Below are 12,752 nucleotides of genomic sequence, written 5' to 3'. Positions count from 1 at the left end.
GACGAGGCAAACCTCGTCCATTCGCTGACTTTTCCCCCGATGCCACGTTGCTAATGATTTGACTGTCCGACTGTCATGTCTTTAAACCTCGATTCCAGGTTGTCCTGTTGCGTGGAATTCGGATGACGGCGATAGGAGCGCATTCCACACACGCTTGGCTGTTTCCACGGCGGGCTTGCCTTACTGTTCCGGAGGCTCCCGCCTGCAAACTAAGACTATAGTCTATGGTACTTTAGTCTGTCAAGCTCAAGAATACCTGCCGTTAGGAGAAGGCAGGGTGACGAGTCTCAACAGAGTGATAGGCAAGGTATTGGCAGACCGTCGGCGGGCGTCCAATATGTCGCAGGAAACGCTCGCCTTTGAATGCGGGTTGCACCCAACGTATATCAGTCAAGTAGAGAGAGGGCTGAAGTCGCCCACAATGCGGACAATGTTTCAGATCGCGAGCGTCCTTGAGACGCCGTTGTCCGAAGTGATTCGCGAAGTCGAGAAGAAGATCTCCAAAAAGTGACGGCGGCACAATGCGCCACTGTTTCAAACGAAGCGCGTTCCCTGGTTTGGCGTTTCTGCAGACCCCGCCGCTCCCGAATTCATCGACCACTAATTCTTTCGTGTCGGGAAATTGGTCTGCCTGTTTCTTGCTTGGTTCAAGCGCAGAGGTGCTTTCCCCCTTACTAGGTATTATATGTGCCTGTGGCCAGACGACAAGACGGGTAGAGTTGCCGTCCGAGGTAGGAGACGGCTCCGGATGATCGGCTACCGATTGGCCAGTAGCCCTGTGAAATTGCCGTAAATCTCGCCTGCCGCCTGCTCGACGGGCACCTTCCAGATGTTCGCGATGGCTTTCACAACAGACAGCATATCGGCTGGGGTAGCCGGTCTTCCGTTGAACTTGGCGAACGGCCCGTCACTCTCCGTCAACACCCTCTCGCGCGGGATCTGGGCGACGAGCGAGCGGCCTCGCTCCGAGATGACCATGGTCGGGTTCACCGAGAAGTGGAAGCCGGCATCAAGCGCCCGACGTAGCTGCGACGGACTTCCGGAAAACCAGTGAAGGATACACGAGCCTGGGAAACTATCTCCGACGATGGCCAGGACATCAGCAACGGCGCGTCGCGAATGTATACTCACGACCGAGTCGGACCGGGCGCATCGCTCGATAACACTCTCAAACACCGAACGCTGTCGCTGCCGGAGCCTGTCATCCGTGGTGACGTAGTCAAGACCGACCTCACCGATGAAACGTGCCTGATCGAGGTGCTTCAGGAGTTCGGCAAGCAGGTGGCCGTAGTCGGCCACCAGCTCCGGGTGGAGTCCGACCGCCGGGTAGAGGTGCGGATGGTGCCGGGCCAGTTCCCTGGTGAAATGAAAGACGTGCGGGGCGTTTGTCACCGCAATGACTTCAACCCCATTGGCGGCTGCCGTGTGGACAACCGTTTCCGGGGACGGGTAAAGGTCAACGTGGCAATGGGTATCGACGAATCGCATGGTCATAGTCGTTGGATGGATGTAGGCGCATGTTGTGGACGGAGGTAGGCTCGGAGTTCCGACATTCCCCGCCGGTAGACTTCGGCATACTGTTGGATTTCATGATGTGGAATCGGCCCCGTGGTGAGGACATCAGCTGCCGCCATGAGCTGCGAGTCCTGAAAGCGTGCGATGGCCATGAGGACCGCCCGTAGATCCTTTCCCCGTCCGGTGTGAGCCGGCGGCGCGTCGCGACGGGCATCCAGACAGTACGCCGCGTCTTGGAAGTCGGCCGCCGTGGTTGCGGCACGGCGGATGAGACACGGTACACAATACCCGCAGTGACGGTCGACACTGCGGAACGTGTAGCGTTGCGCTTCCGGGTGGGCGCAGGACATCGTGAGTGGCGTCAGTGCCCGCGCACACTCCTGGTTGGCAGCACCGGCGAGCATCTCTCCCTTCGTCTTGAATCGGTACGGCAACACCACGTCGGTGCCAATGGCAAGCTTCTGGAGGATCTCCCGAAAGAGTTGGATGAAGTGCGGGTGGGTGGTCCGTGTGCTCAGGCTGCCCAGGCGTGCGCCGGTGAGTGGGACGTTGAGCGAGATCAATCCGTTTTCGGCGACATGCAGTGGTCTGGATGGGTTCAGCGTAAACGCAACCGCAGTACCAAGTGCGAGGAAGAGCAGCGATCTTGAGCGCAGCGTGGTTTCGTGTTGGCTGCCCTGAATGCGGGGTGGCTGCACCCAGAACGGCAACTCCTGCACTCGCCCGCCATATCGGGCGCACAAGGCTTCGACGAGGCGTTGCTGCACCGAGCGGGTGATGCCCGCGCCGTGGTGGGACACGAGCGAGACCGCTTGGCCGATTTCAAGTAGATCGATGGCGCCGATCAGTGAATCAAGTCCGCCGGAGAACAGGACAACCAGTGATTCCGCGGCGGGTCCGGCCTGTTCGTTCGGGCGGGTATGCGCGACAGGAAGTCGTCGGAACTCGAACCGCCAGCGGTCGCCGGTGAGAAATCCGGCAGCGCGAGAAAATTCTTCTCCGCACGCCTGCCAGGCGGCCGGGTCGGATACCGGCACGTGCAACCGGATCTCGCGCGTCCACCGGTCTTCCCCGTACCGACGCAGGACCACCTGATCGGCAGCGTAGGTCGCCAGGGCGACCCGCAGCAGGTCCTTGACGATCGGTGCGAAGGACCGGTGTTGCGAAGTCTCGAACCGACCGAGATTCGCCTCGATTTCCGGAAAACGAGAGGAACGCCCAATGGCAAGATCGAGGCGCGGGAGACCTGACGTAAGTGACGGGACATATCCATCGGTCTCGGGTGTGTGGATAATGATGTTCCATTCCATATCAGGACTCCAAGATCTCATAGGCCCTGCGGAACAGGTCCTCGATATATGACTGACCATCATGTGCATCCCACTCGACCCGTGTGAGATCTTGGTCGCCGAAATCGATTCTGATTTCCTCATCCAGATATCGTTTCATATCACGTTCCAGCCGCGCGGCCTCTTCGGCACTCACCGCTTTCGACTCCAGCCGTTTGCCCAACTCGAACAGCCAGCGTCGGTACACGTGAGAGACAACGGCCGTTCGAATCGACTCCTGGACCGCCGGAGCGTCCAGATTCTCAAGCCTGGTGAGGTCCCCTGTGTCTTCGACGTACGAGGCCCACAAGACCGCCAAGGCGTCGACGATGGCCGCCCGCGCGATGGCTTCGTCCGCAGTCGCACCTTCGGGACACAGGGCGTCGGCGATGGCTGCGAATGCCACATGGGGATCGCCGCCCACGAGGCGCTCCAGACCCAACCGACGAAGCGATTCCCGTAGCCCCGCGCCTTGAATGCCCGATACGAAGCCGGCGAATCTTGCGGCGGCAGCCCGACTGCCCGAACTGGAGCGACTCGCTTGTCGCGAGCCGCCAAGCGCCCGAACGAATCCACGTCCCGCACGCGACAGTCCCGCACGACCACCGGCGTCTCCCGACGCCCACCTCCCCATGCGCGATCCGGCGTCCCGCCACGGGCCCCTGTTCGGAGCCGGTGGCGCTAGTACCTGTTGCGGGGTCGGCTGCTGAGGCAGTTGGTTGGGGTCTGCGGGCGGGTTGGGTGGAGCATCAGGGCTCTGGGCAGGCAGTGCCCAGGCTGGGAGAAGGGCGGGACGATCCCCTCGACCTGGATTGGAGGCGGAGGTACCCATCAGGATCTACCTCCACCCCCGGTACGCCGCTGGAGTGCGCTCCTAGCCGCAGCGGCCAGACGGGAGTTACCAGAGCTTTGTGACCACCGGGTAAGCAATTCGAGGACTGTCGATTGTGTCTCCGGCGTCGCAGACAGGGCGCGGATTTTGGACACGACCGCGAGGGGTATGCGGAGGTCGGGTACGGCGGCAAGGAAGGCGATGAGGGGTGCGGCGACGTAGGCGTGTCGTGTAGCCAGATCACATAGGCGGAACATCGCCGAACGTTCGTCTCCGGGGTCCGCTTCGCGTCGGGACCGTTCCGCGAGGGCGTTGAACAGGCTTGAGACTTCGGATTGCGTAAGCCGGGCGGTCTTGTCCAGCGCCAGATTGCGTTGCGCCTCGCTGTCGCTGAACAACTCCGACAAGACCTCCTGGGCCGCCGGACTGAGACGTTGCACAGCCACCCCAAGAGTGCCCAGCGTGTCACGGGAGAAGAAGAAGTAGGGACGCAAGTCAACACCGGTGAGTCCCGGAGCGAGCGCGAGCCACTCGCAAACCCAGGCGTCGGAGAGCCATTCGGGAGGCTCCGGTTCGACAGCGTCACCAAGACTGGCCGACTCACTACCCTTCTTTCCTGAACCGTCGGTCCCGTCCGCCGGGGTCCGGGGCGAAGCGAGGGGTTGGTGCTGCGACTTCAGGTTGTCCGACTGCGAGTATTGCCTTTCGGCAACCTTTAGCTCCGTGCAATCGCCATCCTGTTCCGTGGATGCCTGTGCCAGAGCCTTGAAGGTGATGGGGGCGAACCACTCCAGTAGCATGAGTTTCGCAAGGACCTCACGCCGCAGCGTGATCCCTCGGGCCTGCGCCATTTCTAACCTGAGGACGAGCGTGTTTAGGAATCGTTTGCACTGCCGGGGGTTCCCGTTGAGGCCAGCGGTACCGGCAGCCAACGTGGGAGCTATCTGCTCCGAGAAGGCAAGGTCATCCTGAAGCCGCTTGGGCAGCGGATCGATCAACTCCCTTGCGATACCGGTGTTGAAGCGCACCCCGAGAAGAGACCGCTCGTCACACCTGGTCACACGATCTCTTACGCTGGTGAGTTGTTCGTCAGAAAGCCCGGCTGCGGAAGCAAAAAGAACGTTGATATACGTTTCGAGCTCCGACCGTCCGAGGGGCGGGATACGCACCGGATATTGGATCAGCTTCTCCAGATAATCCCGTCCGACCTCCGCCTTGTCGCCGGGCAACTCGGGGAAGCGCTTCCGAACCGCATATTCGATTAGTCGCTCGTCGGCAGCGATGACAAAAGCGGTTCGCGGGACAAACACGAAGAGTTTGATCGCTTCCAGCGTCTCGATGACGGTATCGGGTAGACAGCGATCAAGATCGTCAATGAGAACCACCAACCGCTCGATAGCGGTCTTCTCCAACAGTTCCTGAAAGTCACGCCTAAACTCGCGGACGCCGACTCGTGTCTCCTCGTCAACATCCTTGAGCAGCCCCTGCAGGACCGACGTGTCGCCGTCCTTGATCGCCGCGCCGACGCGAACTATCAGGTCCTTGACCGACGCTCCCGCAAGCAGTGCCGCTACCGGTAGCCCGCCAAGGGCGGCCGAGACACCAAACCTGGCCGCACCGCCTGCCAGTTTCATGTAGTCCAGACGACGCAACAACTTACAGAGGACATCCTTTGCCTTCTCGCCCAGTTTCGTGTGCGATCCGATGCCGTCGAGGAGCGTTCCCAGGAGTGCGGACTTCGCATCCTCATAGTCCTCGAACAGCCAGCCGTTGAAGTGCAGGACCAGCGTCTTCTCATCACGCTTCAGGTCGGCCTCGACCATCCGCAGGACGCTCGACTTCCCGCTTCCCCAGTCGCCGAAGACGCCCACCGAGGCTGGCAGGAGCGCGTCGTTTTTCACGATCGCGGTAACCGCTCCGATGAGGTGATCGTAGCCGATAAGGTCGATGGTGGTTTCGTTGTCCGACCACATGGTCACTTGTTTCATATCTTCCATCGTACCACTACCCCAGTGAACCGACAACGTCGGCCAAGCCAGAAGAGGCGACCGCTCAAGGTGAACCGAGAGCATTGGCGTGTGCTCGCAGGAGAATAGGGCGAGACGAGCCAACTCGACATGAGTCACCATCATACGCGCCCGCGAGACCAAACGCCAGCTAGTATAGTACGCCCAAGGCTGGCCCGCTGTGCATTGGATATGAAAAAGCCAGCACGGGTGGATGCCGGTGCTGGCAGATTGCTAGTCGAGGTCGATAGCCACAAGGGTTTCCTCGGCTCGCTTCTTGTCGCCCATACAGAGGGGCAGGTAGTCGCACTGGGCACACCATTTGCCGGGGCGTTTGTAGAACACCTCGTCGGCAACCTGGCGGCCGATCAGCGCGACCTTGGCAAGGTACGCGGTGAGTTCGTCACCGGTGCGTTGGGAAAAGAACCATTCGATGCGCGGCTCCTTGGTCTTGACGAAGACGCAGAGCGCGCTCTGGGCGGCCTGCGGTTCGGCCAGACGGTAGGCGGTGAGTTGGTCGGACAGTTCGACTTCAAACTCCTGGTAGGCCGAGCCGCTGGTCTTGAAGTCGATGACGCTCAAGACCCCGTCAATCCGTGCCTTGAGGTCGATGACGCCGACAAAGGGCAGATCGAGGTTCGAGACCGCCAATTCAAACGGCTTCTCGGACGCCTCCACGCAACTCAGGCGCGGCAGTTCTTCGAGCAAGAACTTCGCCAGCAGGGCGTGTCCGCGTTCGTTGAGCTTCTCCCAACTCTCGCGGTAGGAATAGCGCAGCGGTCGGTCGCGACATTGCTCCCAAGTGGTGAGGAACACCTCGATGGCGCTCTCACCGTCCTGGAAGAACCGCGCCAAGGCGCGGTGGATGGTTTGGCCGAATTCCAGGCTGGCTGACGGGACTTTCGGCCGCAAACCCTCGACGTAGTACAGACGGTACTGTTCGGGGCAGACCAGGTAGCGGTTGACGCGCGAATAGGACAGGTGCCCGCTTCGCTTCGCGTCGGCGCATGCCTGGATACGCAGGGCGGTTGCCTGAGACATGACGCTACCTCCGGGCCGACTGCTGCCGGTTGGCAGGCCTGAGTTCGACGACGTTGGTGTAACGGCCATCCTCGCTGTCTTCGAGCAGCGCCAAGCACGACACGTTCAGCGTCTTGCCCTTGCTGAGTTGGTCGCCCAGCCGGGGATGTCCGGCGTCGGCCAGGTGTTCGGCAAGCTGCTTGCGGTTGCCGAAGAGCTTGTAGACGCCGCCGTCGGCTTCGACGTTGATGAAGTAACGCCAGCCCCACTTGGTCTGCATGCCGCCGACATCGCGCAGGGTGGCCGGAACCGCACCGTTGCCGCCCTGGTTGCCATTGCCGCCACCGCTCTGGCTGTGGCCGTTGCCGCCGTCGCTGGCCGGTGGTCCACCGTTCAGGAACGAACGGGCGATGTCTTCCTGGCAGGCGAGGCTGCGAAGCGCGAAGTCGTGAACTTCGTGGGCCTTGAGTCCCGCGATGGGCAGGGCGAACTCCACCGAGAGCGAATCGATCCGTCCGTCCGGGCTGACGCTGCGTTTCAGGGTCAGCAGGGCGGGCGATCCGCCAAGCGCGGCTCCGTTCCCGTTCCCGTCAGCGACCGGCGTTTCGTCGGGGTTGCCGAGCGACACGGGGTCGGGATCGACGGTGAGGGGCTGTGGCGGCGAGTCGTTTCCGCCAAGATGGCGCAGCACCGCGTCGATGTGGACGCAGGGCCGGTTTGGGTTGCCCGGATCCGTCCAGCGGAACTTGGCGCAGGTGCATTCCGGTTGCTGGCGGGTGCCACTGACGCGGTAGACTCGATCCGGGGCGGCAGGTTCATAGACCTGAAATCCGTCCTCGTCGGGTTTGACCACCATCAGCGCGGCGGCCTCGGCATTTGGGTCTTCGACACTTCTGGCTGTTGCTTGCATGTCTGGATTCCTCCTGGTTTGGGTTGTGGTTCAAAGAGACAAAGAACTACTTCCCAGGGTAGGACACCGGCAGAAACCCGCCAGACGCTCGAAAGTGTCGGGGATGGCGTCACCGGGTGACTTGTTGCATAAAGCGCGTCATGGGACAGTGAATAGATGACCCATGATCCGCACGCCATCAGCCTCTTCGCGCGCACGACCTTTCGGGGCCAGCGCGCGCTTTTTGGTATCAAGCAACCCGACCGGCTGCATCATTTGTATTTGATCGGGAAGACCGGCGTGGGGAAGTCCACGCTGATGGCCACGCTCATCAAGCAGGACATCGAGGCCGGGCGCGGCGTGGTGCTGATCGACCCCCACGGCGAACTCGTGTCCCAAGTCCGCGACTTCATTCCCGATGCCCACGCGGGCCGCGTGACCTACTTCAACGTGCCCGACAACGCCGACAAGCTCGGCTTCAATCCGCTGGAGTATGTGTCGGCGTCCCGGCGCGGTCTGGCCGCGGCCGGACTGATGGAATCCTTTAAGCGGCTCTGGGCCGACTCGTGGGGACCGCGACTCGAACACATCCTGCGAAATGCCGTGTTCCTGCTGTTGGAGCAGCGTGACGCGACGCTGGCTGACATCCTGCGGCTCTTGGGCGACGCGAAGTACCGCAAGGCGTGCGCGAACGTCTCAGGCAATGCGGAGGTCCGGCGTTTCTGGCTCGAAGAGTTCGAGGGCTATACCGCCAGGTTGCGAGCCGAAGCGGTAGCGCCGGTGCAAAACAAGGTGGGGGCCTGCCTGACCGACCCGATCCTGCACGAGATCCTGACCGCGCCCCAGAACCGCATCCGGCTGCGCGAGATCATGGACACCGGCGGTATTCTCCTGGTGAACCTGAGCAAGGGCCGCATCGGCGAAGAGACCGCATCGCTACTCGGCTCGCTGCTCGTCTCGCGTCTGAACATGGCCGCCCTGAGCCGGGCCGACCTACCGCCCGCACAACGCCGCGACTTCTTCGTCTACATCGACGAGTTCCAGACCTTCACGTCGCTGTCTTCGGTGACGATGCTTTCCGAACTGCGCAAGTACCGGATCGGGATGGTGCTGGCCCACCAGTACCTGGCGCAGCTTGACCCGCTGGTCAAGGAGGCGATCCTGGGCAACGTCGGCACCCCGATTGTCTTTCGCCTGGGCGCGACGGACGCCGAAAGCTTCGCCCAGGAGTTCTACCCGTACTTCACGGCGACCGACATCACCAACCTCGCCAACCACCACATCTACCTCAAGCTGATGATCGACGGCACGGTCTCCGCACCCTTCAGCGCCGAGACGGTTCCACCCGAAGCGCTTGCGCCAAAGAATTAGTCCCAAGCCGCGCCCACTATCATAGTGCGGATTGCATTTGACAGGGCCGGAATCATAAACTCAAGCTGTAAAAACTGCGCTTGGGCAGGAAGGAGGATACGACTCATGTCCGTTGCTGTTGAATCGTCTGTCATTTCCCACTGGGATCATCTGGTCGAAGGCATGCAGTACTCGACGCAGGACTTCTACACCGCGCTGGAACAGGCCATCGCGAGCCGTCAGATTCCGGATCTCAAGGTGTCGCGCGTCGAAATCAAGGAGGGCGGCCTGCTGTCGGCCAAGCGGCTCTACTTGCGCGTCTGGCGTAAGAAGCTGATGTTCGATGTCTGCGGCGCGCCGTTTGGCAACGCCTTCTTCTTCTCCTGGTGGCTGACCGAACTGCCCTCCGGCTGCCTGGCATTCCTGTTAGCCGTACCGGTTGTCAGACAGTTCACGCTGTTGTTTGTACGGCCCTGGACCTATTTCAAGCTGGACACGGCGTACATGTTCCAGCAGAGCGTCCATGCCGCCGTGATGGAGGTCCTCGACGACATCACCAAGGCCAAGGGCTTGCGAACGTTGTCCGAGGCCGAACGCAAACCGATCATGCGCGACTTCTTCCAACGGTGATGAGTAATGGATGCCAGCGGCCAACTTGGCGGGACTGACGGCGGACCAGGCCTGACGTTCGCCGAGCAACTCACCCGCCAGTTTTACGATTGGGAACGGCAGGGCCGGGGCTGGGTGGTCTGGGACCAGCCGGTCGAGCTTGAACCGCCCTTCCGCCCCTTCTATTTCTACCTGCCGCAGCCTGAAGCGCCGTTCGACGACGGCAAGCGCGAAACCTTTCTGAGCCGTTGGGCGAACAAGTTGACCGGGCGGCGGGACAACGCCGCGTCCAGGGCCGAGTTGCCACTCGCCCCCGAACTGCTGCTGCCCTATGTTCAGGAACCATTCCCGGTGGCGGAAATCCAGGTCAGCCTGCCGCCGGAATGCGGCATCACCAAGAACATGGCCGAGCATCTCCTGCTCAACTTGGCGTATTGCCGGGGCATGATCAGTTTCGAGGTGATCGGCACCGCCGAGGCGATTGTGGTCCAATTCGCGTGCCGCGAAGCCGACGCGCAGCAGGTCTGTGCGCAGCTTAAGGCCCACTATCCCGAGGCCCTGCTTTGTGACGAGTACGACTACCTGGAGCGCCACTGGAAAAACCGGCCGCAGGCCGAATCCCTCGTGGTGGATTTTGCGCTGTCCTCCGAGTTCATGCGGCCCCTGCGTACCAGTCACAACTTTGACAGCGATCCGCTGGTTGGTATCATCGGCGCATTGGACCATCTGGACCCAGGTGAAGTCGGCGTCTTGCAGGTGCTTTTCCAGCCCGTCGAGAATCCCTGGGCGGAGAGCATTGTCCATTCCGTCACCGACGGGCGGGGGCGGAGCTTTTTCGTCGATGCCCCCGAGATGACGACGCTGGCGCGCGAGAAGCTAGCGCATCCCCTCTACGCCGTGGTGTTGAGGATAGCGGCGCTCAGTCCGCTGCCGGGCCGGGCTTGGGACATCGTGCGTCACCTGGGAGGCGGCCTGGCGCAGTACAACGACCCATCGAGCAACGAACTGATCCCGCTGAACAACGACCATTACCCCCACCGGTACCACGAGCGCGACCTGCTCTGGCGCCAGAGTTGCCGCAGCGGCATGATCCTCAACTCGAACGAACTGGTGTGCTTAAGCCACCTGCCCGCGCCATCGGTCCGGGCGGCTCGGCTGGTTCGCGCGATCAACCGCAGCAAGGCCGCTCCGCCAAGCGTGACTGAAGGCGAGGTTCTGCTCGGCCACAACACTCACAACGGCAGTACGCTGCCGGTCATGTTGCGAGCCGATCAGCGCGTCAAACATATTTACACGGTGGGCGCGTCGGGCACCGGCAAGTCCACCTTCCTGCTCAACCTGATCAGCCAGGATATCGAGCAGGGCCGGGGGGTCGCCCTGCTGGACCCGCATGGAGACTTGGTTGACGACGTGCTCACCCGCATCCCGGAGCACCGCCACCAAGACGTGATCCTGTTCGATCCCGCCGATGGCGGCTATCCCATCGGCTTCAACGTGCTGTCGGCGCACTCGGAATTGGAGAAGAATCTCATCGCTTCCGACATGGTGGCGGTTTTCCAACGCCTGTCCACCAGTTGGGGCGACCAGATGACCACGGTGTTTTCCAACGCCATCCTCGCGTTCCTCGAAAGCGACCGGGGCGGGACGCTCTCCGACCTGCGCCGGTTTCTGGTGGAGAAAGACTACCGCCGCGAGTTCCTAAAGACGGTGCGCGACCGCGATATCGTCTACTACTGGGAGAAGGAATTCCCCCTGCTGTCTGGTCGGCCGCAAGGTCCGATTCTCACGCGACTGGACTACTTTCTGCGCCCAAAACTAATCCGTCACATGGTCGCCCAGCGCGAGAACCGGCTGGACTTCGCCGATATCATGAACAGCGGCAAGATCTTTCTCGCGCGGCTCTCCCAGGGCGCGATTGGGGAAGAGAACGCCCACCTGCTCGGGACCCTGCTGGTTGCCAAGTTCCACCAATTGACCTTGAGCCGCCAGGAGATCCAGGAGGAACAGCGGCGGCCCTTCTATCTATACATCGACGAGTTCCACAACTTCATCACGCCGTCGATGGCGTCGATTCTCACCGGCGTGCGCAAGTACCGGTTGGGCCTCGTGCTGGCGCATCAGGAGTTGCGACAGCTGGAGAAGCGCGACGCCGAAGTCGCCAGCGCCGCGCTATCCAACCCGTATACCCGCGTCTGCTTCCGGGTCGGCGAAGCCGACGCCCGCAAGCTCGCCGAGGGTCTAAGTTTCTTCGAACCCGCCGACCTGCTCAACCTGCGGACCGGTGAAGCGATCTGCCGACTGGAGCGAGCCGACCGCGACTTCAATTTGCGGGTCCCGCTGCCATCAAGCATCCGGAAAGAAGCCGCCGCACAGCGGCGCGAACGGATCACGGCGCTGTCGCGACGGCGGTATGGCACGCCGGTTGCCGAGGTCGAGGCCTACCTCGAAGCACGGTGGCAGCCAGTGAAGACCGATGACGCCACGCAAGTACCGGCAGTCGAAGAGTCAATCCAGCGAACGCCCGCTGTCCCATCAGCGCCGGTCCCCCAAGCGCCTGCCGCCGAACCCGCAATACCGGCAACAAAGCCAACGCGGTCGGCGCGTCGTGCCAGTCCCGCCCCGCCGCTCATGGGCAAGGGCGGACAGGAACACAAGTACTTGCAGCAGTTCATCAAACGCTGGGCCGAAGGCATGGGCTACCGCGCGACTATCGAAAAAACGCTCGACGGTGGCGCGAGCGTTGATGTGGCGTTGGAGAAGGGTGACGTGTCCATCGCTTGCGAGATCGCAGTGAGCACCTCGCCAGAGCACGAACTCGACAACCTCAAGAAATGCCTGGTCGCCGGGTTCGGCAATGTCATCACGGTCTCAACCGACCCCGCAAAACTGGCAAGCGTCCAACGTCAGGTGGCAGAGGCCCTGTCCCCGGAGGAAAGCCAGCGGGTGAGTTTCAAGTCACCCGAAGAATTATTCCTCTTCATCGAGGAAATCGAAGCCGACGCCGCGAGCCGGGAACACACGGTTCGGGGCTACAAGGTGAAGGTCAAGTACGGTGCCGCAAGCGGACAAGAAAAGCAGGCCCGCAAACGGGCCGTGTCTCAGGTGCTCTTGGGCGCGCTGAGCAAGGCCAAACGCAAGAAGTGACGGCTGTTGATTCGTACCTCTCATACGCAAAAACACGACCGGTCAATCGGTCGTGTCAT

Annotated in this window: 10 protein-coding genes; 4 read left to right on the top strand and 6 right to left on the bottom strand. The window is 61.7% G+C overall.

Annotation, left to right across the window (positions count from 1 at the left end):
• The first annotated feature begins 277 nt into the window (after positions 1-277).
• Positions 278-511 carry a helix-turn-helix transcriptional regulator gene (locus KF886_10300; protein ID MBX3177742.1) on the top strand — a complete coding sequence of 78 codons (234 nt, stop codon included), beginning with the start codon at positions 278-280 and terminating at the stop codon, positions 509-511.
• Between the two features lie 245 nt (positions 512-756).
• On the opposite strand, the gene KF886_10295 is transcribed toward KF886_10300, so the two are convergent.
• The 6 genes from KF886_10295 to KF886_10270 all read right to left on the bottom strand — a co-directional run bounded on the left by KF886_10295 (position 757) and on the right by KF886_10270 (position 7,611).
• Complete coding sequence (locus KF886_10295) at positions 757-1,488, bottom strand: TatD family hydrolase (GenBank protein MBX3177741.1); 732 nt, start codon at positions 1,486-1,488, stop codon at positions 757-759.
• A gap of 2 nt (positions 1,489-1,490) precedes the next feature.
• Positions 1,491-2,825: a hypothetical protein gene (locus tag KF886_10290; GenBank protein ID MBX3177740.1), complete on the bottom strand. Its 1,335-nt coding sequence runs from the start codon at positions 2,823-2,825 to the stop codon at positions 1,491-1,493.
• A 1-nt stretch (position 2,826) separates the two neighbouring features.
• Positions 2,827-3,267 (bottom strand): hypothetical protein, encoded by a 441-nt coding sequence (locus KF886_10285; protein ID MBX3177739.1) that lies wholly within the window; start codon positions 3,265-3,267, stop codon positions 2,827-2,829.
• Positions 3,268-3,674: 407 nt separating this feature from the next.
• Positions 3,675-5,663 carry a hypothetical protein gene (locus KF886_10280; protein ID MBX3177738.1) on the bottom strand — a complete coding sequence of 663 codons (1,989 nt, stop codon included), beginning with the start codon at positions 5,661-5,663 and terminating at the stop codon, positions 3,675-3,677.
• A gap of 252 nt (positions 5,664-5,915) precedes the next feature.
• Complete coding sequence (locus KF886_10275; protein MBX3177737.1) at positions 5,916-6,722, bottom strand: PD-(D/E)XK nuclease family protein; 807 nt, start codon at positions 6,720-6,722, stop codon at positions 5,916-5,918.
• 4 nt (positions 6,723-6,726) lie between these two features.
• Positions 6,727-7,611, bottom strand: a complete 885-nt coding sequence (locus tag KF886_10270) for a hypothetical protein (GenBank protein ID MBX3177736.1) — start codon at positions 7,609-7,611, stop codon at positions 6,727-6,729.
• A gap of 156 nt (positions 7,612-7,767) precedes the next feature.
• Between KF886_10270 and KF886_10265 the strand changes: the two genes are divergently transcribed.
• The 3 genes from KF886_10265 (at position 7,768) to KF886_10255 (ending at position 12,693) form a co-directional block, all read left to right on the top strand.
• A complete protein-coding gene (locus tag KF886_10265; protein ID MBX3177735.1) occupies positions 7,768-8,961 on the top strand; it encodes a type IV secretion system DNA-binding domain-containing protein in 1,194 nt (397 codons plus the stop codon).
• Positions 8,962-9,066: 105 nt separating this feature from the next.
• Positions 9,067-9,570 (top strand): hypothetical protein, encoded by a 504-nt coding sequence (locus tag KF886_10260; GenBank protein ID MBX3177734.1) that lies wholly within the window; start codon positions 9,067-9,069, stop codon positions 9,568-9,570.
• Positions 9,571-9,576: 6 nt separating this feature from the next.
• Entirely contained in the window at positions 9,577-12,693 is a 3,117-nt protein-coding gene (locus tag KF886_10255) for an ATP-binding protein (protein MBX3177733.1), read from the top strand.
• Positions 12,694-12,752 lie beyond the last annotated feature (59 nt).

Source organism: Candidatus Hydrogenedentota bacterium, from assembly GCA_019637335.1.
Lineage (GTDB): Bacteria > Hydrogenedentota > Hydrogenedentia > Hydrogenedentales > JAEUWI01 > JAEUWI01.
The sequence above is the reverse complement of the archived record's forward strand: the minus strand, read 5'-3'. Positions and strand labels throughout refer to the sequence as shown.

What these genes read in the sequence shown, in the direction of transcription:
- KF886_10295 (MBX3177741.1), bottom strand. Translation starts at nt 1,488, where the DNA reads ATGCGATTCGTCGATACCCATTGCCACGTTGACCTTTACCCGTCCCCG.
- KF886_10275 (MBX3177737.1), bottom strand. Translation starts at nt 6,722, where the DNA reads ATGTCTCAGGCAACCGCCCTGCGTATCCAGGCATGCGCCGACGCGAAG.
- KF886_10260 (MBX3177734.1), top strand. Translation starts at nt 9,067, where the DNA reads ATGTCCGTTGCTGTTGAATCGTCTGTCATTTCCCACTGGGATCATCTG.
- KF886_10265 (MBX3177735.1), top strand. Translation starts at nt 7,768, where the DNA reads ATGACCCATGATCCGCACGCCATCAGCCTCTTCGCGCGCACGACCTTT.
- KF886_10255 (MBX3177733.1), top strand. Translation starts at nt 9,577, where the DNA reads ATGGATGCCAGCGGCCAACTTGGCGGGACTGACGGCGGACCAGGCCTG.
- KF886_10270 (MBX3177736.1), bottom strand. Translation starts at nt 7,611, where the DNA reads ATGCAAGCAACAGCCAGAAGTGTCGAAGACCCAAATGCCGAGGCCGCC.
- KF886_10290 (MBX3177740.1), bottom strand. Translation starts at nt 2,825, where the DNA reads ATGGAATGGAACATCATTATCCACACACCCGAGACCGATGGATATGTC.
- KF886_10280 (MBX3177738.1), bottom strand. Translation starts at nt 5,663, where the DNA reads ATGAAACAAGTGACCATGTGGTCGGACAACGAAACCACCATCGACCTT.